General features: G+C 46.5%; 20 protein-coding genes and 1 riboswitch. Of the genes, 19 read left to right on the plus strand and 1 reads right to left on the minus strand.

The features are described 5' to 3' along the window. Positions 1-3 precede the first annotated feature (3 nt). The 13 genes from DWX43_RS03165 (at position 4) to DWX43_RS03225 (ending at position 15,237) form a co-directional block, all read left to right on the plus strand. Positions 4-1,914, plus strand: a complete 1,911-nt coding sequence (locus DWX43_RS03165) for a YgiQ family radical SAM protein (protein WP_109730299.1) — start codon at positions 4-6, stop codon at positions 1,912-1,914. Continuing rightward, complete coding sequence (locus tag DWX43_RS03170; protein ID WP_330405269.1) at positions 1,911-2,696, plus strand: SDR family NAD(P)-dependent oxidoreductase; 786 nt, start codon at positions 1,911-1,913, stop codon at positions 2,694-2,696. Before DWX43_RS03165 ends, DWX43_RS03170 begins: the two co-directional genes overlap by 4 nt. A gap of 26 nt (positions 2,697-2,722) precedes the next feature. Then, positions 2,723-3,301: a hypothetical protein gene (locus DWX43_RS03175; protein WP_109730300.1), complete on the plus strand. Its 579-nt coding sequence runs from the start codon at positions 2,723-2,725 to the stop codon at positions 3,299-3,301. A gap of 12 nt (positions 3,302-3,313) precedes the next feature. Continuing rightward, on the plus strand, positions 3,314-4,279 hold the full coding sequence (locus DWX43_RS03180; protein WP_109730301.1) for an RluA family pseudouridine synthase: 966 nt from the start codon (positions 3,314-3,316) through the stop codon (positions 4,277-4,279). 1 nt (position 4,280) lies between these two features. After that, positions 4,281-4,814: a Holliday junction resolvase RecU gene (locus DWX43_RS03185; RefSeq protein ID WP_109730302.1), complete on the plus strand. Its 534-nt coding sequence runs from the start codon at positions 4,281-4,283 to the stop codon at positions 4,812-4,814. A 76-nt stretch (positions 4,815-4,890) separates the two neighbouring features. Beyond that, complete coding sequence (gene hisZ / locus DWX43_RS03190; protein ID WP_109730303.1) at positions 4,891-6,141, plus strand: ATP phosphoribosyltransferase regulatory subunit; 1,251 nt, start codon at positions 4,891-4,893, stop codon at positions 6,139-6,141. Positions 6,142-6,153: 12 nt separating this feature from the next. Continuing rightward, entirely contained in the window at positions 6,154-6,801 is a 648-nt protein-coding gene (gene hisG, locus DWX43_RS03195; RefSeq protein WP_118618722.1) for an ATP phosphoribosyltransferase, read from the plus strand. Beyond that, complete coding sequence (gene hisD / locus DWX43_RS03200) at positions 6,801-8,102, plus strand: histidinol dehydrogenase (protein ID WP_118618724.1); 1,302 nt, start codon at positions 6,801-6,803, stop codon at positions 8,100-8,102. Before hisG ends, hisD begins: the two co-directional genes overlap by 1 nt. Positions 8,103-8,123: 21 nt before the next feature. Beyond that, a complete protein-coding gene (gene hisB / locus DWX43_RS03205; RefSeq protein WP_109730306.1) occupies positions 8,124-8,714 on the plus strand; it encodes an imidazoleglycerol-phosphate dehydratase HisB in 591 nt (196 codons plus the stop codon). Positions 8,715-8,736: 22 nt separating this feature from the next. Then, a complete protein-coding gene (gene hisIE, locus DWX43_RS03210; protein ID WP_109730307.1) occupies positions 8,737-10,020 on the plus strand; it encodes a bifunctional phosphoribosyl-AMP cyclohydrolase/phosphoribosyl-ATP diphosphatase HisIE in 1,284 nt (427 codons plus the stop codon). Between the two features lie 88 nt (positions 10,021-10,108). Beyond that, on the plus strand, positions 10,109-10,423 hold the full coding sequence (locus DWX43_RS03215) for a hypothetical protein (protein WP_109730308.1): 315 nt from the start codon (positions 10,109-10,111) through the stop codon (positions 10,421-10,423). A gap of 186 nt (positions 10,424-10,609) precedes the next feature. Next, a complete protein-coding gene (locus DWX43_RS03220; RefSeq protein WP_118618726.1) occupies positions 10,610-11,887 on the plus strand; it encodes an ABC transporter substrate-binding protein in 1,278 nt (425 codons plus the stop codon). Beyond that, positions 11,887-15,237 (plus strand): response regulator, encoded by a 3,351-nt coding sequence (locus DWX43_RS03225; protein ID WP_118618728.1) that lies wholly within the window; start codon positions 11,887-11,889, stop codon positions 15,235-15,237. Before DWX43_RS03220 ends, DWX43_RS03225 begins: the two co-directional genes overlap by 1 nt. A gap of 3 nt (positions 15,238-15,240) precedes the next feature. Here DWX43_RS03225 and DWX43_RS03230 read toward each other — a convergent pair whose 3' ends face one another. After that, positions 15,241-16,464, minus strand: coding sequence for a cation:proton antiporter (locus DWX43_RS03230; RefSeq protein ID WP_118618730.1), 1,224 nt, complete (start codon positions 16,462-16,464; stop codon positions 15,241-15,243). Positions 16,465-16,565: 101 nt separating this feature from the next. Continuing rightward, positions 16,566-16,637, minus strand: a riboswitch (Fluoride riboswitch). Positions 16,638-16,786: 149 nt separating this feature from the next. Here DWX43_RS03230 and DWX43_RS03235 point away from each other — a divergent pair. The 6 genes from DWX43_RS03235 to DWX43_RS03260 all read left to right on the plus strand — a co-directional run bounded on the left by DWX43_RS03235 (position 16,787) and on the right by DWX43_RS03260 (position 24,092). Then, positions 16,787-17,146, plus strand: coding sequence for a BlaI/MecI/CopY family transcriptional regulator (locus DWX43_RS03235; protein WP_109730312.1), 360 nt, complete (start codon positions 16,787-16,789; stop codon positions 17,144-17,146). A 6-nt stretch (positions 17,147-17,152) separates the two neighbouring features. Further along, positions 17,153-18,748 (plus strand): M56 family metallopeptidase, encoded by a 1,596-nt coding sequence (locus DWX43_RS03240; protein ID WP_118618732.1) that lies wholly within the window; start codon positions 17,153-17,155, stop codon positions 18,746-18,748. Positions 18,749-18,766: 18 nt separating this feature from the next. Beyond that, positions 18,767-20,161 (plus strand): hypothetical protein, encoded by a 1,395-nt coding sequence (locus DWX43_RS03245; protein WP_118618734.1) that lies wholly within the window; start codon positions 18,767-18,769, stop codon positions 20,159-20,161. Positions 20,162-20,215: 54 nt separating this feature from the next. Beyond that, positions 20,216-20,701, plus strand: coding sequence for a GNAT family N-acetyltransferase (locus DWX43_RS03250; protein WP_118618736.1), 486 nt, complete (start codon positions 20,216-20,218; stop codon positions 20,699-20,701). A gap of 177 nt (positions 20,702-20,878) precedes the next feature. Next, on the plus strand, positions 20,879-22,717 hold the full coding sequence (locus DWX43_RS03255; RefSeq protein WP_118618738.1) for a glycerophosphodiester phosphodiesterase family protein: 1,839 nt from the start codon (positions 20,879-20,881) through the stop codon (positions 22,715-22,717). A gap of 235 nt (positions 22,718-22,952) precedes the next feature. Beyond that, a complete protein-coding gene (locus DWX43_RS03260) occupies positions 22,953-24,092 on the plus strand; it encodes a GGDEF domain-containing protein (RefSeq protein ID WP_118618740.1) in 1,140 nt (379 codons plus the stop codon). Positions 24,093-24,196 lie beyond the last annotated feature (104 nt).

Here is a 24,196-nt window from a genome sequence, read left to right on the forward strand (position 1 = left end):
AAGATGAACCAGGGGTTTTTACCACTATGTAAACAGGATATGAAGGACAGGGGATGGGACCGGGTTGATTTTGTCTATGTCTCCGGAGATGCCTATGTCGACCACCCGTCTTTTGGACATGCCATTATTACCAGAATTCTGGAGTCCCACGGGTACCGGGTGGGGATTATCGCACAGCCGGACTGGAGGGTGAAAGAAAGCGTGACGGTATACGGGGAGCCGCGTCTCGGTTTCCTTGTCTCGGCGGGAAATATGGATTCTATGGTGAACCATTTTTCGGTCTCTAAGAAGAGGCGCCGTCAGGATGCCTATACACCCGGCGGGGAGATGGGGAAACGCCCGGATTATGCTGCAGTCGTCTATGGCAATCTGATCCGGCAGACGTATAAGCATACGCCGGTTATTCTGGGAGGTATTGAAGCGAGTCTTCGCAGGCTTGCACATTATGACTACTGGTCTGACAAGGTCAAACGCTCCGTCCTTTTGGATTCCGGCGCAGATATCATATCTTACGGGATGGGGGAACGTTCCATTATTGAGATAGCGGAGGCTCTGGATGCAGGTATTGATGTATCGGACCTGACCTATCTTGACGGGACCGTCGTAAAGACAAAAAGTCTTGATTCCGTATATGACGCGGTGGTCCTGCCGTCCTATGGTGAACTGGTGAAGTCGCCCCGGGCATATGCTGAAAGCTTTTATACGCAGTACCAGAATACAGATCCCTTTACAGGAAAACGCCTTGTGGAGCCGTATTCAGACCACTTGTATGTGGTCCAGAACCCGCCGCCTGGACCGCTTAGCCAGACGGAGATGGACGATGTCTATGCACTTCCCTATATGCGGACGTACCATCCTTCCTATGAAAAGGCAGGGGGAGTCCCGGCCATTGCCGAGATTAAATTCAGCCTGATCAGCAACAGGGGGTGCTTCGGCGGATGTAACTTCTGTGCACTCACCTTCCATCAGGGCAGAATTATCCAGACACGCAGCCATGAATCTCTTCTGGAGGAGGCAGAGCTTTTAACAAATGAGCCGGATTTTAAGGGATATATTCATGATGTAGGCGGGCCGACGGCTAATTTCCGCCATCCGTCCTGCAGAAAGCAGCTGGAGCACGGTGTATGCAAGGAGAAACAGTGCCTGTTTCCGCAGCCGTGCCGGAACCTGGATGCAGACCACAGAGACTATGTGGAACTGCTGAGAAAGCTGAGAGATGTGCCGAAGGTAAAAAAAGTATTCATCCGTTCCGGCATCCGGTTTGATTATCTGCTTGCAGACAAGGATAAAACATTCTTAAGGGAACTGTGCGAATACCATGTAAGCGGGCAGCTCAAAGTTGCCCCGGAGCATGTCGCGGATGAAGTCTTAAGTAAAATGGGCAAGCCAAAGCATCAGGTATATGAGGAATTTACAAGAAAATTTCAGGATATGAACAAGAAACTCCATAAACAGCAGTTTCTTGTGCCTTATCTGATGTCTTCCCATCCAGGGTCCGACATGAAAGCGGCTGTGAAGCTTGCAGAATACTGCCGGGATCTGGGATATATGCCGGAGCAGGTACAGGATTTCTATCCGACTCCGTCCACCATCTCCACATGTATGTACTATACCGGGCTTGACCCGCGTACAATGGAAAAGGTGTATGTACCGAAGAACCCGCATGAGAAGGCACTACAGAGGGCATTGATCCAGTACAGGAATCCGGATAATTATGACCTTGTGATGGAGGCGCTGAAAAAGGCGGGGCGGATGGATCTGGTCGGGTTTGGGAAACAGTGCCTGATCAGGCCCAGAAAGTTTTCAAGTGAGAAGCACCCTGTGGGGAAACAGACACAGGGAAAAACAAAAGCCGGCAGACCTTTACAAAAGAAGCCTGCCCGCAGCGTCAGCAGGAAAAAAGCCGGAAGGTGATTAGAGAGAAGAAGGTGTTTGATGTGAGAATTGCGATTGTAACGGGGGCTTCCTCGGGTATGGGGCGGGAATTTGTCCGACAGCTTCCGTATTTTTACCATAATCTGGATGAGATCTGGATCATTGCCCGCAGGGAGGAGAAACTCGCCGCCCTTGCACAAGGAAGTGCCGTTCCATGCAGGATCTTTGCAGGCGATTTATGCAAGGGTGAGATTTACCAGAAGTTAGAACATGCGTTAAAGGAAGAAACACCGGATATACGGATGCTTGTGAATGCGGCCGGATTCGGGAAGGTAGGTGAGGTGAAGAAGATTGCCCACAGGGAACCGTCAGCCCAGACGGCGATGATTGATCTGAACTGCCGGGCGCTCACAAGGATGACTCTCATCTGCCTGCCTTACCTGCGCCTTGGGAGCAGGGTTGTGAATCTGGCTTCCGCGGCGGCATTCTGTCCGCAGCCGTCTTTTGCCGTTTATGCGGCTACGAAATCTTATGTTCTGAGTTTTTCAAGGGCCCTTGGTGCAGAACTGAAGCGCACGGGCATTTATGTGACAGCAGTCTGCCCGGGACCCGTGGCAACAGAGTTTTTCGATGTCTCGGGAAAACTTCCCAACAAATGGAAGGATGCCGTGATGGCGAAACCGGACAGGGTAGTGAAAAAGGCACTTCTCGACGTGAGGAAGAAAAAAGAAATATCCGTTTATGGAATTGCAATGAAGGGCGCAGAGCTTGGCGCGAAGCTTATGCCTCACCGTGTTATCATGGATTTACTTTCAAACTAGATATAGAGAATTGAGGAGACATACGAATGAAAAAGATAATAAAGGGAAATCCCGGCTATCTGGATTATAAGAAGAAGGTGGAGATCATCCGCACGATTATTTATTTTGCCCTTGTGGCAGCGGTCTTTTTTCTCGGTTACAGTCAGGCCCACACAAAGAAAAATCTTCTGACAATTGTCGCGATACTCGGCTGCCTGCCTGCATCCAAAGCACTGGTGGGGGTGATCACCCGTTTTCCGTATCCTTCCATTGCAAGTATCCGCGCAGAAGAAATTAAAGACAAGACAGGGTATATTACGGCGATATATGATATGATTATTACAAGCCGTGAGAAAGTCATGCCGATGGACTGCATCGTGATATCCGGCAATACGATTTTCGGCTATACGAATAGTGAAAAAGTGGATGTAAAATATGCGGCCTCCCATATCAGGGGGATTTTGAACCAGAACCAGTTTCCGGATGTATCTGTTAAGATCCTGAATAATTACACTGCTTTTCTGGCGAGGGCTGAGGGACTGAATTCCATCGCGGCCGTGGAAAAGAGTGACACAAAGGAACTGGAAGAACAGATGGCACATGTCATCTTAAATATTTCAATGTAGGAAGGTTTACGAATGCAGCAGATTATCATTAAAGACAACGAGGCCGGTCAGCGGCTGGATAAGATGCTTGCGAAGTATCTGAATGAGGCGCCGAAGAGTTTTCTCTATAAAATGCTCCGCAAGAAAAATATCACGCTGAATGGGAAAAAAGCGGCGGGAAATGAAAAGCTGGTGAGCGGTGACGAGGTGAAGCTGTTTCTTTCCGATGAAACGATTGCCAGATTCTCCAGCAGTCTGGTGCAGTATACGAAGGAAAAACTGGATATTCTCTATGAAGATGAGAACATCCTGCTGATCAATAAGCCGGCAGGAATGCTTTCCCAGAAAGCGGTGGATTCGGATGAGTCGGTGGTGGAACACCTGATCACATACCTGCTTACTTCCGGGCAGCTTTCAGAGCAGGATTTGAAGACGTTTAAGCCTTCTGTCTGCAACCGTCTCGACCGGAATACAAGCGGGATGATCGCTGCAGGGAAAAGCCTGAAAGGCCTGCAGGAGTTAAGCCGCCTCTTTAAGGACAGGACGCTCGGGAAATATTACCTCTGCCTCGCTGCGGGAAATATAACGGAACCGTCACGGATACAGGGGTATTTAGCAAAGGACGAAAAGACGAATCAGGTAACTGTCCGTACCGTGAAGACAGATGGTGCGGACCCGATTGAGACGGAGTACCGCCCCCTGAAGGCAGACGGGGATGTAACGCTTCTGGAGGTCCACCTGATTACCGGGAAGACGCACCAGATCCGGGCGCATCTGGCTTCAGTAGGACATCCGGTTATCGGGGATTATAAGTACGGGAACCGGAATGTTAACGACAGCTACAGGAAAGCTTACGGACTGGAGCACCAGCTCCTCCATGCGTACAGGCTCATCTTCCCGGAACTGAAAGGGGCACTTTCGAACCTGTCCCAAAAAGAATTTATCGCGCCTCTTACAAAGGAGTTTTGCGAAATAGCAGCAGATAAGGGAGTTTTATAAGATGGCTACATGGAATTCCAGAGGGTTAAGGGGATCGACACTGGAAGATCTGATCAACCGTACGAATGAACGATATGAAGAGATGGGGCTGGCGCTGATCCAGAAGATCCCGACCCCCATTACACCTGTCAGGATAGACAAGGAGCGCCGCCATATTACGCTGGCCTACTTTGACAAGATCAGTACGGTGGATTATATCGGGGCAGTGCAGGGGATTCCGGTCTGTTTTGATGCAAAGGAATGCAGTGCGGATACATTTCCACTGCAGAACGTGCATGAGCACCAGATGGTATTTATGGAGAAGTTTGAGAAACAGGGAGGGCTTTCCTTTCTGATTATTTATTACAGCAGCAACAACGAATTATATTATATGAGATACAAAGAAATCAGGAAATTCTGGGACAGGGCTTCAGAAGGCGGGCGTAAGAGCTTCCGCTATGAAGAACTGGACCCTGCCTATTTTATGAAACTGAAAAATAATTGTTTTGTGCCATATCTGGATTATATACAGAAGGATTTAGACTCCAGGGATTGACAATGCACAAGAAACTGCGTATAATTTACAAAGTAATTTAGCGTATTAGCACGATAAAGTGAAAGGGCATTAAACTATGGAACAGAAATTACATACTCCTGAAGGAGTCAGGGATATTTACAATACAGAATGCAAGAAGAAGCTGTCCGTACAGGGAAAGCTTCTGGACGTCCTGCACCTCTACGGATATCAGGACATACAGACACCGACATTTGAATATTTTGACGTGTTCAGAAAGGAGATCGGAACCATCTCCTCCCGTGAGCTATATAAGTTCTTTGACAGGGATGGGAATACACTGGCTCTGCGCCCGGATATTACCCCTTCCATCGCGAGGGCTGCGGCGACGCTGTTTGAGGACGAGGAGTTCCCGATCCGCCTCTGCTATATGGGGAATACATTTATCAATCATTCCAGCTACCAAGGGAGGCTGAAGGAGAATACCCAGATGGGGGCAGAGCTGATTGGCGTGGATTCTATAGAAGCTGACGCCGAACTGCTTGCCATGCTTGCAGACGGCCTTAGGAAAGTGGGCCTGAAAGAATTCCAGATTAATATCGGCCACGTGGATTTTATCCAGAGCCTTCTGGAGGCGACCGGCCTTGAGGAGGAAGAACGGACAGAGATCCATCATCTGATCACGAACAGGAATTATTTTGGTGTAGAGGAGATTCTGGACAACCGGGATGTTGAAGATACGATCAAACAGGCGTTTCAGATACTTCCCGAACTAATCGGGGATGTGGAAATTTTAAACCAGGCAATGGAGATTGCACCGAATATCAGTGCGAAGCTGGCTGTTTCCCGCCTGCAGCAGATCTATAAGATACTCACGCTGTACGGGGTACAGGACCATATTACTTTTGACCTGAGCATGAGTGGAAGTTATGGTTACTATACCGGAATTATTTTCCGTGCCTATACATATGGAACCGGAGATGCCATCGTACGCGGCGGACGTTATGACCATCTTCTTGAGAAATTTGGAAAGAATACGCCGTCCATCGGGTTTGCGGTTATTGTGGATGAACTAATGAGTGCTTTAAGCCGGCAGAAAATACAGATAGAGGCTGCACATACGAACCTGATCGTCTATACGCAGGCGACGCAGAAATGGGCGATTTCCCTTGCCAGGAACTTCCGTTCAAAAGGAAAGTGCGTAGAGATGCTCAAGAGGAATCCGGATGATGAGCGGGAGGAATATCTGGAGTATGGCAGACGGACACAGGCGGTCAGCATGCTGTATCTGAAGGATGACCTGACGATCGAGATGGTGAACCTGAAAAACGGGGAAGAGAAGCTGATTAATGCTGGAAAAAGGAAATAGAGGAAGTCTGATATGAGATATTTAACATTTGCCCTCACGAAAGGGCGTCTTGCGAGTAAAACACTGGAAATGCTTGAAAAACTGGGAATCACATGCGATGAGATGAAGGATAAGAACTCCCGGAAACTGATTTTTGTAAATGAAGAACTGAAATTAAAATTCTTTCTGGCAAAGGGGCCGGATGTTCCGACTTACGTGGAATACGGCGCTGCGGACATCGGCGTGGCCGGGAAGGATACAATTGTGGAAGAAGGGCGAAAGGTCCATGAAGTGCTGGATTTAGGCTTTGGGAAATGCCGGATGTGCGTGTGCGGACAGGAGGATGCGGCAGAGCTTTTAAAGCACCATGAACTGATCCGTGTGGCAACGAAGTATCCGAATATTGCGAAGGATTATTTTTACAATAAAAAGCATCAGACAGTAGAGATCATCAAAATGAACGGTTCCATCGAGCTGGCGCCGATCGTGGGCCTTTCCGAGGTGATTGTCGACATCGTGGAGACCGGTTCCACATTGAAAGAAAACGGGCTTGTCGTACTGGAGGAAGTATGCCCGCTTTCCGCCCGGATGATCGTCAACCCGGTAAGTATGCGGATGGAGAATGACAGGATCAAGGAACTGATTATGAATCTTCGGAATTTACTACAGGAGGAAGCGTAATGCGTATAGAGAAATTAGATGAAAGCACGAGACAGAATCTTTTGGATGACCTTTTAAAACGCAGCCCCAACAATTATGGCCAGTATGAGGCAAGTGTGCATGCGATTCTGGATGAAGTGAAGGAAAAAGGGGACGAGGCAGTCTTTACTTATACGAAGAAATTCGATGGTGCGGATGTAAATGCGGGGAATATCCTTGTGACGGAAGAAGAAGTGAAAGAGGCCTATGATGCGGTCGATGATTCTCTGATTGAAATCATCAGGAAGTCTTTGAAGAATATTGAATCTTATCATGCAAAGCAGATGCAGTACAGCTGGTTTGACAGCAAACCGGACGGCACGCTGCTCGGACAGAAGGTAACGGCGCTTGCACGTGTCGGTGTATATGTACCCGGCGGCAAGGCAGTGTACCCGTCCTCTGTCCTGATGAACATTATGCCTGCCAAGGTTGCGGGAGTGGATGAGATCGTTATGGCTACGCCTCCGGGGAAAGACGGAAAGGTGAACCCGACTACGCTGGTTGCCGCAAAAGAGGCCGGTGCGACAGCGGTTTACAAGGTGGGCGGGGCACAGGCGATCGCCGCGCTGGCTTATGGAACTGAAAGTATTCCGAAGGTAGATAAGATCGTGGGGCCGGGAAATATTTATGTAGCACTTGCGAAAAAGGCAGTATACGGCCACGTGAGCATCGATTCCATCGCCGGACCAAGTGAGATCCTCGTACTTGCGGATGAGACTGCCAATCCGAGATATGTTGCTGCGGACCTGCTTTCCCAGGCTGAACATGATGAACTGGCATCAGCGATTCTCGTGACAACAAGTGAGGAACTGGCCCGGAAAGTGTCCGCGCAGGTAGATGCATTTGTGAAAGAGCTCTCCAGGGGCGAGATTATTCAGAAGTCACTGGATAATTATGGACATATACTCGTGGCTGATACGCTTGAGGATGCCATCGCCGCGGCGAACGAGATTGCCTCGGAGCATCTGGAGATCGTGACAAAAGATCCTTATCAGGTCATGATGAAGATACGCAATGCAGGAGCCATTTTTATCGGGGAATATTCAAGCGAACCGTTGGGAGACTATTTTGCGGGGCCGAACCATGTCCTGCCGACAAACGGGACCGCCAAGTTCTTCTCACCGCTGTCCGTGGATGATTTCCTGAAGAAATCCAGTATCATAGCGTATTCAAAAGAAGCGCTTGAGGCAGTACATCTGGATATTGAAAAGTTTGCGGAGGCGGAGCAGCTGACCGCCCATGCAAACTCAATCAAAGTCCGTTTTGAGAAGGAAGAACAATAAATTGTTTTTAGGGAGGGATGTATGATGGACAGGACAGGAAGCTGTATGCGTAAAACGAAGGAGACGGAGATTACTTTAACGATCAATCTGGATGGAAGGGGAAAGAACCAGATTGATACGGGAATCGCTTTTTTTGACCATATGCTGGATGGATTTGCAAGGCATGGTTTATTCGATCTCGAAGTAAAGGTAAAGGGAGACCTGGAGGTAGACTGCCATCATACGGTTGAAGACACAGGCATTGTACTCGGACAGGCAATCGCCAATGCATTGGGTGACAAGGCCGGAATCAAACGCTACGGGAGCTTCATGCTTCCGATGGACGAGACACTGGCTTTGTGTGCAATTGACCTGTCAGGGCGCCCCTATCTGAATTACAGTGCGCCGTTTACCGTGGAAAAAGTCGGCGGTCTGGATACGGAGATGGTCAGAGAATTTTTCTATGCGGTATCTTACAGCGGGGCCATGAACCTGCACCTGAAGATACTGGATGAGGGCAATAACCACCATATGGCTGAGGCTTTATTTAAAGCATTCGGAAAGGCGCTGGACATGGCGACAATGGAAGAACCGAGAATGAAAGAGGTGTGGTCCACAAAGGGCAGCCTTTAATCGGATAAAGGAGAGATGACAAATGAGTTACAAGAGATTGACTCCCTGCATTTTTATTGATGGCGGGAAGGCTGTAAAATGGTTTGATGACAGAGAAGTGATCGCGGAAGACGTAGTTTCTCTTGCAAAGCATTATGGAGAAATGGGTGCGGATGAGCTGATTATCTTTGATTTATCCAGCTCTGATGAAGAACACGAGGAATCCATCGACCTGATGAAGCGGATCAACCGTGTCATCAGCATCCCGATGGTTGCGGGTGGAAATATCCGCAGACAGGAGGATGTGAAGAAGATTCTGTATGCAGGCGCGAAGCGTGCAATGCTGAACTTTTCCAAACACCTGTCCATAGACCTGATTGAGGAGGTATCCAAGCGTTTCGGCAAAGAGCGGATTGCCGTGTCCCTGAATGATTTTGATGCGCTGTTCAAACAGCAGCACCTGATTGAGGAGTACAGCACGGAGATTATCTTTATGCACAGGCTAGACCTGAATTCAGTCATGAATGTGACGCAGATTCCATGTGTAGTAGTAACCGATACAATGGAACAGGAGGAAATACTGAAGATTCTGAAATGCAGTGGTGTAAAAGGGGTATCCGGTATGTTCATCAGCCAGCGGGATATGGACTTTAATTCGTTTAAGAATATCTGTACATCAGAGGGGATTAAGATGACCTCATTCGAGAGCATGATGGATTTTTCAGAGTTTAAATTGAATTCAGACGGACTGCTCCCGGTCATCGTTCAGGATTACAAGACAAATGAAGTACTGATGATGGCCTATATGAACGAGGAGGCTTTCGAGCATACCGTGAAATCCGGACGGATGACATATTACAGCAGGAGCCGGAAGGAACAGTGGGTGAAGGGCGAGACCTCCGGACATTACCAGTACGTAAAGACACTGACGATCGACTGCGACAAGGATACACTGCTTGCGAAGGTAGAACAGGTTGGTGCCGCCTGTCACACAGGAAACCGTACATGCTTCTTCCAGCCCGTAGTGGGGAGCGATTACGATGCAAAGAATCCGCTCCAGGTATTTGAGTCCGTATATGAAACGATTCTGGACCGGAAACGGAATCCGAAGGAAGGATCCTATACAAACTATCTGTTCGATAAGGGAATCGATAAAATACTGAAGAAGGTCGGAGAGGAGGCGACGGAGATCGTCATTGCCGCCAAGAATCCGAACCCGGAAGAAATTAAATATGAGATGTCCGATTTCCTCTACCACGCAATGGTTCTCATGGTGGAGCGGGGAATCACATGGGATGATATTACAAATGAACTTGCAGACAGATAAGAGGCGGGAAGTTCTAGTAAGGGCACTAAAGGCATATGATATGTTAGACGTATCATATGCCTTTTTTAAACCAAGGAGGTCGTGAACCATGAATGAATCAGAGGCGCGGCGCCGTGAACTGCTCCGCCAGACAAGAAAGCTTTATAACGAGGACGGCTTTGTACCGGCAGTACATCCACGTTACGGGAATATCTACAATAACCTGTATGACGACGGTATGCAGGAAAGGCCGAAAAACAGTTTTTTCTTCCGTTTGTCACTCGGCATTCTCTGCTTCGTCTGTTATGTCTGGATGGATTACGGAAAAGTAAATGTGGCAAATGTCAGCAGCGACAAGATCGTAAACCAGATTGAAAAGCAGATGGATATGAAAGATATTGAGGCAGTATGGAAGAATCTTTAGCTGAAGTATGCTTACGGCCAGATGTGGTGATTGCCAAAAGCGGCGGGACATCAGCGTCCTGCCGTTTTTTTGTTGTTATCGGGTATTTCTAAATTCATTGCGCATTCATTTCCTGTATGTTAGAATTAATAGAAATGTGTATGGGCCGATCGAAAAAATACATTATGGACATACCAGGAGATTAACATGAACAAAGTCAGAAAAAAGCAATTATGCTCCTTAGCCGCAGCCAGTATCTTTCTTCTTACCGGCTGTTCCGAAAAAGGGAGTGTTGTTAATTATGAGGAAACGAAGGAGGATGTTACGTCTATCACCTTCTTTGGCAACAAATACGAACCGGAGAATGTGACCGTAATCGAAGAGATCATATCCGGATTTATGAGAGAAAACCCCGACATCCGGGTTTCATACGAAAGTTTAAAGGGAAATGATTATTATACCGCACTGGAAAAGAGGATGGAGGCCGGCAAGGGAGACGATGTGTTCATGGTGAACCATGACGCGGTTCTCGAACTGAAGGCAAAGGGACAGCTCGCGGATCTTTCGGATTTAAGTACCATAGAGGAATATGCTGATCAGATGGTTGACCAGATGATGGATAATGGAGAGATCTATTGGATGCCTACAACGGTGTCTTCTTTCGGGCTGTATTGCAATCTGGATCTTTTAAGAGAGTATGATCTGGAAGTGCCGGAGAATCTGGGAGAATGGAAGGAAATCTGTGAAATATTTGTAAAGCAGGAAATTACCCCGGTTATTGCCAATAATGATATTTCACTGAAGACTCTGGCAATCGGGGAGGGCTTCTTTTATACATATCAGGAGGGCAGACAGAAAGAAGTCATGGAGCGCCTGAACAGTGGGGAAGACAGGCTCAGTGATTATCTGACATCTGGCTTTTCGGTTGCGGAGGAATTCATCAGTAAAGGATACATCGATGCCGGGAAGGCTGTTGATACAAAGAAGACCTCGGACGATCTGGAAGAATTTGTAAAAGGGGAATGTCCGTTTATGCTGACTGGAGCGTGGGCGGCCGGCCGCGTACATAATATGGAACCAGATTTTGATTTTGAAGTTGTGCCATATCCGGTTCTGGAGGATGGCTCACTGCTTGTAATCAATCCGGATGTACGTCTGAGTGTGAATGCGCAGAGCGAACATACTGAAGCGGCGATGCGGTTTCTGGAGTATTTTACGCAGGAGGAGAACATCCGGAAATTGGCAGACCAGCAGTCATCATTCAGCCCACTGAAAGGTGGAACCCCTTCTTCTGTGGAAGAAATCCAGCCTCTGGTCCCATGCTATCAGGAGGGGCGGGATGTGATCGGTACAGACAGCCTGCTTTACCTGCCAGTCTGGGAATTAACGGCAGAAGCTTCCATGAGCCTGCTGTCAGGGGAAAAACTCGAAGTTGTCATGGATCAGATGGATAAAGAGGCAGAGTTGGAAAGGGGAGCCTTGTAATGGGAAAGAAAAGCTCCGGGGGATCTAAAAAGAAAATAGCAGTAACAGCTGTGTGTGTTGCCGCACTGCTCTGTACTTTTACGTTCCTGTTTGTGAGAGGTGTTAAGGAACAGTTATGGGAACAATCTGTCAATACAATTGCCGAGAGTACAAGACAGGGGTGCGGTACCCTGAAAGTGCAGCTTACAGAAGATTACCAGACAATGAGCACGGTTGCACAGAACATAGAGGAAACCAGCCCGGGAGAGGGCGATGAAGATATAGAAGAGGCCATGAGCGGCTATTCACAAATAGAGAGCGGGATCAGCCTTTATCTGTCTGACGGCAGATGTATGCCGGATGGTTCTGTGATCGATGAGAATGCATGGAATTTCTTAGAGAATACAAAGCAGGGAAAAGGGATTATTAATCCACATATCAGCAGTGTTACAGGAATGAATGTGTTTGACCTGTTTGTAAAAGTCAGTCTGGCTGACGGGACAGAAGGATGGATCGTGAAGGAGTACGAGATCGAGAGTATTGTTGACAGTTTCAGCCTGTCATTTTATAACAATGCCGGATTTTCCTATGTGATCAATCGGCAGGGGGATGTACTGATCCGTTCACCGCATCCTGACAGCAATAAAACCGTTCAGAATCTGTTTGATATGCTGCCGGATGTAGAGAATGACCCGAAAAGCCTGAGCCGGTTCAGGGACTCTCTGGAGAATCTGAAAAGCGGATATGCAGTGTTTGTTTATCAGGGCGAGGAGACGGTATTCTGTTATACCCCGCTGAAACTGGAGACAGACTGGTATCTAATTTCCATTATTCCGAAAGAGGTAGTGGATGAACAGACAAATCAGATATTAAGGCGCTCCATGATGCTGATAGCAAGCATTATCGTGGGAATCTGCCTGCTGATACTTCTATATATCCGTTATGTAAACAGGACAAATAAAAAGCTCCGGAATCAGGCTGACTATATCGGGCATCTTTATAATGCGATTCCGGATGCTGTAGCGCTTTTGACAGTTGATCCGCCTTACCAGATCATACAGATGAACAGGGAAGGCCTGAAAATTCTGAATTATCCGGAAGATACACCGATGTGGGAAATGTGTCTGGAAGATATTATTTATCCCGATGATTACAGGGAAATGGCGGGAGTTCTTGAAGATACGATTGCCCATTCGCGGAAAAATGTTTTTGAGCACCGCATCCAAAAATCGGACGGCTGTTTTTTATGGGCGGCCGGTATTATAGAAAAAACGCTGGATGAGGACGGCACTCCAGTTCTGATTGCTGCGTTTCATGATATTACAGATAAGAAGCTGGCCGAGGAGGAAGAGGAGAAGGCGAAGCTCCAGGAACGCCTGACTCTGGTCAGGGCGATATCTAATGCCTATCCGGTAATCATCAGCATCAATCTGACGAAGGATACTGTTACTTTCATTTATACAGAGAGTAAGGATATGCCCGGTCTCGGGGAACAGAAGTCCTACACAGAGTTCTTTGATATATTTGCATCCAGTGTACATCCGGACAGTCGTGAGGAGTTCAGGGCCCGTTTCTCGCTCGAAAACCTTGCCACAGTTCTGGGAGAGAACAAGACAGAAGTATTTCTGGAGACAAAACAGAACTTTGGAGACGGAGTCTATCACTGGACCTCTACACAGATCATTCATGTGGATAACCCATACTCAAAGGATAAGCTGGCAATTCTGATTTCACGCTGTATTGATGAGCAGAGATATGAGGAGGAACAAAGAAGACAGGCACTTCAGAGTGCGCTCGATAATGCAATGGCGGCAAACAGCGCAAAGAGTCAGTTCTTATCGAATATGAGCCATGATATCCGGACACCAATGAATGCCATTGTCGGAATGACTGCGATTGCGGCGGCCCATCTTGACGACAGGGACAGAGTGGCCGCATGCCTGAAAAAAATCAACCTTTCCAGCAGCCATCTGCTTAGTCTGATCAATGATGTACTGGATATGTCAAAAATAGAGAGCGGCAAGATGTCACTGAGCGAGGAACCATTTAATCTTGCGGAACTGATTGCAAATTCGATTGAGTTAATCCGTCCCCAGACGAATGAAAAGCAGCAGGAACTGGATGTACATATGGCTATTAAGGATGAGGATGTATCCGGGGATGCACTCCGCATTCAGCAGGCATGCCTCAATATCCTGAGTAATGCCGTAAAGTATACGCCTGAGGGCGGCTGTATCCATGTGGAGGTAAGGCAGGAGCAGTGCATACGTAAAGGTTACCAGAGGTACATATTTGTCTGTGCCGATAATGGAATCGGGATGAATGAGGAATTTCTGGATAAACTGTTTCAGCCGTTCGAACGTGCAAAAGATTCGACAAGCAGCCGGATAGCCGGAACCGGACTGGGTATGGCAATCACGAAGAATGTAATTGACCTGATGGACGGCGATATCCAGGTTGAGAGTGTACCGGGCAGGGGGTCTGTATTTACAGTAACAATACCTCTCAAGGTACAGGATATTGAAGCAGATGAAGTACCTGAGGAATGGATCGGAATAAGGACACTGATTGTGGACGATGATGTGCAGACATGTGAAAATGCGGCAGAACTTCTGAAGGAGATGGGCCTGCGCGCCCAGTTCGTGACAGATGGTGAAAAGGCAGTGCAGTGTGCAGTTTGTGAGGCGGAAACTTCAGATCCATTTAATATGGTCATTGTCGACTGGAAAATGCCGGGTATGGATGGTGTTGAGGTCACTAGACAGATACGGATGAAACTAGGCGATGGGATTCCGGTTATTGTGCTGACTGCATATGACTGGTCGGAAATTGAGCAGGAGGCGAGGGCGGCAGGTGTAACGGCCTTTATCTCAAAGCCATTTTACCGTTCAAAGATCTGCGGCCTGTTGGGAGAACTGAGCGGCAGTGGTGAATCCATAGAGGAGCAGTTTGTGGACCGGAAGCCTGACTATTCGGGCAGTAGAATTCTTCTGGCCGAGGATAATGAATTAAATCGTGAGATTGCCTATGAACTGCTCAGTGATACAGGTGTGCAGATTGAGGAAGCTGTAAACGGAGAGGAAGCGGTGAATAAGGTTGCTGCATCAGAAGAGGGATACTATGATTTAATACTCATGGATGTCCAGATGCCGAAGATGGACGGGTATGAGGCTACAAAGGCAATCCGGAGGCTGAAGAGGCCGGACGCCGGGAATATACCGATTGTCGCCATGACGGCGAATGCATTCGAAGAGGATGTCCGGGCCGCACTGCATGCAGGTATGGATGCCCATCTTGCAAAGCCGGTTGATATAAAAGAACTGGAACGGATACTTTATCTTTACCTATATCAGAAAAGAACGAATACTTAAAGATCAGAGACGGAGATGGGAATCTCCGTCTTTGTCTCTGCAAAGCAGTTTTTTATAACTTTGGTCCATTCCAATCGCTCCCAGAGGGGCTGTAATGAGAATTGCCAATACGGCAACAGACAGAATGATTTTGCCGCAGGGCAGTCCCAATGACAGTGGAACCGAGCCGATTGCTGCCTGTACAGTAGCCTTAGGCATGTATGCAATCATGCAGAAGAGACGTTCTTTCAAATTAAGCCGGGTCCCTAAAAGACAAATATAAACGCCTGCCGCACGAAACAGAAGAGCAGTAAATATCATTACGACTGCTGTCAGTCCGGCTTCCATTGTATAACGAATGTCAACTGCCGCGCCTACCAGCACAAATAAGATAACCTCTGCTGCAAGCCATAATTTCCCGAATTTTTCGGACAGTCTTTTTGATACGAACGCAGTACTCTTCATTTTGAGTACACAGGCCATACTTACTACTGCAAGTAAGCCGGAAACCGATATGATATCTTTCAGCCATGTCTCAATCGCCGTCAGCATAAACGAAGTCCCAAGTACAATAATCACCTTCATACTGTTTCTGACACAATGTTCATGTGCATATGCAGTTTCAAAAAACAGGCTGAGGATAAATCCCGCGGCGGCACCCAGTACGATTCCAAGAAGTATGGAGATAGGAATATTCACAAAATCTTTGAGATTTGCATTCCCTCCCTGTGCCATGCTGGTAAATGTTGAAAATAGTACAATTACAAAGATATCATCGCAGGAAGCACCAGCCAGAATAAGCTGTGGGATACTCTTGGATGTACCGTATTTCATATCCATCAATTGTACCATCCTTGGCACAACGACAGCCGGGGACACTGCTCCCAGTACGGCGCCCATAACAGCGGCGTCTATTTTTGTGATACCGAGTATATGTGGGGCAAACAGAAAGAAAGCCAATATTTCAAAACTGGCGGGGATACATGACATCATAACCGCAGGCCGCCCCACCTTTTTAAGATCTGACAGATCGAGGGAAAGTCCGGCCTTAAGCAGGATAATGATAAGGGCCATCTGCCGCAGTTCAGAAGAAACAGCCAGAATGGATGGATCAAGCAAATCTAAAGCATATGGCCCTAAGACGATACCTGTCACCAGCATACCAATAATGCGCGGTAACTGAAGTTTCTGGCAGATGGCCGCCATAGCCAGACCTACAAGAAAAATAAAAGCAAGTGATGTTAGCATAATAAACCTCCTGAAATTCGAATTCACCTTGGCGTGATTACTGCGGGCAGTGAAGACTTTATCTGTTTTTGGGTAAAAAAAATGATGCTTTCTGCGATATTGGAATCACAGAAGTCATCAGCTTAATAAGCGGTTTAGGTTTCCCAAGGGAGAACTTCATTCCCATAATTTAGTATACAGTGTTACTTTGGATTTGTAAACCTGTTTTTGCCTAAAAGTAGATTTAGATGAAGATCAAACTTATCATAATACTCTTGACATCGCTGTTCTATTCGAGTAGAATAAAACTATATTCTATTACAGTAGAACGGAGGCGCGTTAAATGGACTTAAAACTTTTTGATTCAGAACGGCGTGTGATGGAATGCCTGTGGAGCAGCGGCAGCCTCAGCGCAAAGGAAATTGCAGGGCAGTTATCTGAACAGGTGGGATGGAGCAAGACGACAACGTACACGGTGATACGTAAATGTATTGATAAAGGAATTATAGAGCGTACCGATCCAGGATTTCACTGCCGGCCCCTTGTTACCCGGGAAGAAATCTGTACACAGGAGACTGAGGAATTGATCCAGAGGAATTTCGGCGGGTCTGCAGACCTCCTAGTAGCCTCTTTACTTGGAGCCAGAAAGCTCTCCAAGGGAGAGATTGAGCGCATGAAAGCGCTGATTGAAGAATTGAGGTGACAATCTATGATGTCCTTAATCGAGATGACTCTCGAAGGATCGGTAATCATTATGGCAATTACACTGGTCCGTTCCCTGATGATTCACCATCTGCCCAAAAAGGCATTTCTCCTGTTATGGGCCGTAGCATTAACCCGTTTACTGCTGCCGGTGCGCATATCTTCACCGGCAAGTATCTACACGGTAACACAGGGGCTTTCCGATGCCGGACGCAGCGGGATCCTGCTGCCGGGAGTGGCTGCGCAGGCGTCAGCTTCTTCATCCGGAAGAGTGGCAGTGCCTGTTTCTTTCTGGGCCATTGTATGGCTTGCCGGGGGTCTGCTGCTGGCACTTGGGATCCTGATCTGCCATATCAGGAACCGGCGGATATACCGTACATCACTTCCGGCGGAAAGCCAGTGGGTCAGGCAGTGGATCGAATGTCACCGCCTGAGGCGCCCTGTTTTTGTACGGTACTCGGATCAAATAGAGGCCCCGCTGACCTATGGCATACTTTGGCCGGTTATTTTGCTGCCGGCAGAGATAGACTGGTCTGATGAGGCGCTGTTGGGATATATTCTGGCACATGAAATGTCTCATATCCGCAGATTTGATGCCCTGATTAAGTGGTTTTTAGCCGCTGCATTATGTCTGCATTGGTTCAACCCGCTTGTCTGGGCCATGTATATACTGGCAAACCGTGATCTGGAGATTTCCTGTGATGAATCCGTGCTTCATCTGTATGGACAGCAGTCCCGGGCCGACTATGCACTGACACTTGTAGGAATGGAGGAACGCCGGACAGAATTTGCACCTCTGGCAAACTGCTTCAGCAGAAATGCCCTAAAAGAACGGATCACCGCCATTATGAAATCTCCGGAAAAATCAGTGAAGAACCTTGTGGCTTCCGCTGTCCTGATCGGGGTTATCACGATCGTATTTGCAACCTCTGCCCCTGCCGGGCGTGCTTCCGCAAGTGGGATGCAAACCATATCCAGAGAAACGGTGCAGGAAAGTGTTTTTGATGCGGAATATCCGCAGGAACCCTCCTATACAAAGACGCAGTATCAGAAGCTGCTAAAGAGGATCAAACTGAAAGGTTATGAAGAGATGTCCATCGCTGAATTTAACCGCAGGATAAATGCACTGCTGTCTGAGGAGAATGACGGGCAGCGAGAATTGTATGAACAGATTCTGGCTTTTCTGCCTGCTGACGATCCGGAAGCAGATTATCTCTGCAATACTGTTCAGGCATCCCTCGGAGAGTATTCGGCACGTATGGATGAGGTGTTTTCAGGGGAGCAGAACGACCCTGTGTTCTATGGTTCTGTCGAACTTGAACTGGAAGAAGATGTATTCGGTGACAGGGTCGTAACAGGCGGCAGACATGCAGACTATGAGTTTAGTTACCGCATCCTGCATCAGGATAAACTGACTGTAAAGGAAAGAGATGATTTCCTGCAGAACATCATGCATAGTATGCAGGATTACGCAGATGAAAATTACGAAGATCCCTTTACAGAAGAAGGCCTTCGGAAAATTTTGACTACAGCAGGTAAAAAATATGCCACAGATAAGATCTCTTTTACCGGTGGAAAAATAACGAATATTGAAAGCTATTAAAGCGGGGAGGATAACAATATGTTCCATAAGAAAAAGCAGACAACCGTTTTGTTATTGATTAGTGCGGCCATCGCTGCAATGTCAGGGTGTGCATCCTCACCTGCCAGGCCGGCACAGCCTGAGGCTGTTTCGGGTACAAGGTATCAGGCATACAGATGGGGAAAACCTGTAGAAAAGTATACGAAGGCCGATTATGATTTTCTCCTTTCCTTCCAGACGGAAGGATATGGGAAACTGCCGGTGGAAGAGTTCAACCATAAAGTGCTGAACTGGGAAGATGAGGAAGAGTACCACAAAACAGAAGATATATTAGCCCGTGTTTCTGCCACGCTTTCAGAAGAAGATGAAAATGCGGACTTTATATTGGTTACACTGGGAAATACATGGAATGAATGTGAAAAAAAGCACTTCAATACATGTGAAAGAGAGAAGGCTCCCTGGCACAGCAGTCAGGCTTTATATGAGACCTACGGAGATGTCTTTGGGGATAAAGTGCTGCTGACGGGTGCATATGCAGACTTCAGCTTTGACTACAATCTGGACACGGACCAGAAGCTGACCGTCAGAGAGCGCGATGATTTACTGGACAGTATCGGCAATAAGCTGGAAGAATATATGATGAAGCAGCAGGCGGGTGAACTGAAAGAGGAAGAGAAGATGGAAAAAACTCTTTCTTCACATTTAACAGAACTGCTGAAATCTCTGGACGGGGGAATCACATGGGGCGGAAATGCTGATCTCGACTATTACTGGGATACCCCTTATGATTTCAGGCAGGATAACGGCAGTGAGGCTACAGATGTCTCCTCAGAAGATAGTTTTTCTTATACAAAGAAGCAGTACAATCTGGTGATGGAAAGATTCAAACCGCAGAATTATGAACAAATGTCTGTTTCCGAATATAACCGAACTATATACAATGCTTTTATTGATGATACTGGCGATGAGGAGGGGACAGGGTATGCCTATGAGATGGTTATGGCTTCGCTGTCTGAGAATGACAAAAACTGGACATACCTTCACGATACGGTACAGAGGGCTTTGGATGAATACCATACGAGGATGACCGAAGTTTATACCGGTGAAAAGACAGACTTTTGCTGCACAGGGGATATCTACGTTCCACTGATAGAAGATGTTTACGGGGACAAAGTAGAGGTCGGCAGTGTCGATGGACAATATGAATTCACATACCGCATCACAGATGCCGCTAAACTTACCGTGCAGGAAAGGGAGGAGTTCATAAATAAGGTGAACCAGAAGGTGAAAGAATTAGCAGAAAAAGAGGCCGGAAAAGGTACTTTGGATGAAGCAGGATTTAAAAAACTGCTGGAGTCGGCTGGGGAAGAAGCAAGTACTCGATATATCGAATTCACGGGATGCAGTCTGGGGTACTTTGAAGTGTATCGGTAATCATTTATTAGAGAACGATGGTAGTAAAGGAAGGATAGAACTGACGGAGGTAATATGTTTATAAGAAAAGCGGCATTAAGCGACTTAGATGCAATAGCAGCGGTTGAAGCAGCGTGCTTTCCGAAAGCTGAAGCGGCTGACAGGGAGGCATTCAAAAACAGGCTGATGACATATCCAGATCATTTCTGGTTATTGGAGGATGATGGGAGAATCATCGCTTTTGTGAACGGAATGGTATCGGACAAACCGGTTTTGCGTGATGAGATGTATGAAAATGCATCTATGCATAATGAGTATGGGGACTGGCAGATGATTTTCGGTGTGGATACGATTCCAGAATACCAGAGGCAGGGATGTGCAGAAAAATTAATCAGAGAGGTAATAGAAGACGCTAAGAAACAGGGACGGCTGGGGGTAGTACTAACTTGTAAGGAGAAACTGCTTCATTATTATGAAAAGTTTGGATTTGTGAATGAAGGAGTGTCTGATTCAGTACACGGTGGTGCCGTATGGTATGATATGCGGCTGGAATTAAAATAATAGATATAAAAGGAAACTGGCAGGGCGAAGTGATTTATCCTGCCAGTTTCCTTTTGTAAGCTTATAAAATCTTTAGAAAATATTAAATATATATATAATTGACTCATAGATAGGCAAAGATTATAATGAGTCATACTAATTAACGATAAAGAACAGATCAGGAAAGGAGATGATAAAGTGGACAGAAGAAAAGCATTTACTTTGGGGAAGAGCTGTCTTGCAGTATTGAAGGTAGAAGCGTTTTTTAAGCCTGCCTCTGTTTTGGTAATAGGGCCGCTTTTAAATTGGATTTTTAATGTCTGGGTCTTGGGGGATACGCCGGTATTTAATGAGGAGATGTTCCTCAGCGTCCTCTCACCTGTCAGACTGATACTTACTATTGTACTTTTTCTGGCGGCCGCGCTGTGGTGCTGTTATGAGATCAGCTGCCTCCTCCATACACTGTATTGGTGCAGGAAAGGGGAACGGCCCGGTCTTATAGACATTTTAAGGAGTTCCGCAGAGACACTGAAGGGGCTGAAGCATATTTCCATCCTTTTGGCAGGAGTCTATTTTGTATTATTCCTTCCGCTGGTACATGCGGGATACCTGAATTCTCTGGTCAGCCGGATTGATATCCCGAGATTTGTGGTGAATGAACTTAAGAAGACCACTCTGGGCAGTATGGGTATTCTGGCTGGACGGGCCGGATATATTATACTCTTTCTTGCATTGGCCCTGGTACCACCGGCCATGTTTTTAAAGCGTACGAATTTCCTGAAAGCGGTACAACAGAATTTTTACTGGTTCCGCCTCATGCAGTGGAAGGATAAGATAAAGCTTTGGGGAGCCTTTTTCCTGTGGATTGCCGTAGAAGGTGGTATTGTGTACCTGCTGCAGGGAAGACTGATTCAAAGTCAGGATTTCAATATATCGGTGCTGAAATATTTGGTTCATTCAGGGTCATTTCGTACAGGATTCTTGTATTGGATACTTCTTGTACTGATTCAGTGTGTGGCAATGGCACTGATTTATCAATTTATGTTTGACATTCTGGATAAATACGAGGAGCTCCCTGAACTTCCGGGAATCAAGAATACGAAGGCCTTGGGGCGTACTGTTGCAGCCGCTGCGGGCGGCAGGAGAGCTCTTATCAGAACAGGGAAAAAGTTCTGGAATTCCAGAAAGCACAAAAAAGTCTGGGCAGGTTTTGCCATCCTGTTAATTGCGGCAGTTATTAACGGATATTTTAATGAAGCACCTCTGGTTCATAAGCCTCTGGCAATCGGCCACAGAGGGTGTATCTACGAACCGGAAAATACCATTGCCGCAGTGGAAAAAGCTGTCAGTCTTGGGGCCGACTACGCAGAAATAGATGTAAAGCTTTCAAAAGACGGGGTTCCTGTTGTTGTTCATGATGAAAGCCTAAAGAGGCTTGCAGGCATTTCGGGTAAGGTAGAAAGCATGACGGCTGCCGAGCTGAAGGAACTGACAATCACTTCCAATGGAAAACAGGGGAAAATCCCTACGTTTGAGGAGATGATTCAGGCAGTTCAGGGAATGAAGAACAGGGCAGGACTGCTGGTGGAGTTAAAGCCAACTTCAGACACGAAAGAGGAGCTTGTCAGAAAAGTGATTGAAGTAGTAGAAAAAAACAGCGCACAAAAGCAGTGTATATTTATGTCGATTGATTACAAAAGTGTTTCCCTGTTGAAAGAACAGCGCCCGGACTGGTGGGTAGGTTATTGCATTTTCGGTAGTGCAGGGAAGATTGAGGATGCTGTCTGGGATTATAATATTGATTTCCTCGCAGTGGAGGAGGGCGTTGCGAGCAACAGGTTTATGGAACGTGCTCGAAACAGCCTGATTCCTGTGTATATCTGGACATCCAATAATTATGATGATATGGCAAATTACCTTCAGATGGGCGCATCCGGAATCACCACGGATATGCCCGACCTGGCCAGGGCGGAGATTGATAAATATCTGGAAAAAGGAAGGAAATATTATGTGTATGAGGGGGAACCCGTCAGGTGATTACCGTCCTAAATAAAAGATAAGCTGGTCACGCAGAAAAATTAATATAGATATGATTCAATGCCCTGGTCATTTATGGCCGGGGCTTTTAGGTATTTATTTTGGGTGAAAAACAACGTTGTTATGGACGCTCAGGCTGAAATATAGTAAACTGGATTTATCAAAATTTTTAAATATAAAATAAAAAGCCGGTATAAAGGCCGCCCAGTATGAAAACATAAAGGAATCGAATCGTATGAATATAGAATTTTTGAAAAAATTGAGTTTTAATAATCAATTTGAACATGAATCCGAGAGGGAAATCGTGTTAAAGCGTGCAGCTGCTGACAGTTTGGCCAGTGGAAAAAGAGCAGTTCCAACGATCATGTTTTTTGAAATCATGATGCTGGGGATGTGGTTCCTGCGGGGAGGCTTTTTTAGCAGTATGGAGTATATTGCATATTTCATAGCATATACCTCCCTATTATTATGTAGTATAGCAGCATATATCATCTTAATAGCCGTAAGCAGGGACATTGATCATAAATATCATATCGTGGAAGCCCTAAGTGTAGTGTATGATGGCTTTTTGATTGTGTGGTCCGTCTATATTACGGCTGTTGATACATATTACAATGGAAGCTTTTCCGGAATTATTTTTATTACAATTCTGGTAATTGTGCCGATTGTTTCGTTTGTGAAACCAGTTTTCTATATGATTTTTCATGTGGCCGGCTGCGGGCTGATTCTTATTATCATAAGTCTATATACAAAAGAAGACGTTCTGGCAAATATTATTAATTTTTCAGTTTTTGCTATTATTTCCTTAATTTCGAGCCTTACATATTATGGAGTCAGGATTAACTCTTATAAAAGACAGGTTTTGCTTGAAGAAGCGGCCGAAAGAGACGCTCTGTCCGGACTCTATAACAGACAAAAGCTGGGGCAGATGTCGCCTATGATATGGCAGTGCTGTATTGAAAAGAAGATACCGCTGACTTGTGTTTTGTGTGATATTGACGATTTTAAACAGATAAATGATAACTATGGACACCTTGTGGGCGATGAATGGATTCAAACTGTGGCGAATGTCATGAAGCAGTCTTTCCAAAACGATTTGTGCTTTCGGTATGGGGGTGAGGAATTCATTGTGATTCTCCCAGGGAGAGAACTGGAGGCCGCCGTTCATTTAGTGGAGACGATACAGACAGGACTTAAGACGATTCAGGAAAAACCGGGCGGCATAGATGTTACATTAAGTTTCGGGATTTATGAGGGGCAGCCTTCGGTGGAAGGTGACAACATTGAGAAATTCTTTTCAAAAGCGGATGCCCTCATGTATCAGGCAAAACGAAATGGTAAGAACCAGTATTGTTCAGAGTGTGAAAAGGATTGAGGCCTGTGTCGTTATAACCACTGTTATATATAAAAGATGGCTGCATTATGCATGAATTTACGCAGGCTGAAATCAGACAGTTGGCTACAGATGAAATATTTTAT

It is taken from the genome of Clostridium sp. AF19-22AC, assembly GCF_003479085.1.
GTDB classification, from domain to species: domain Bacteria; phylum Bacillota; class Clostridia; order Lachnospirales; family Lachnospiraceae; genus Faecalicatena_A; species Faecalicatena_A orotica.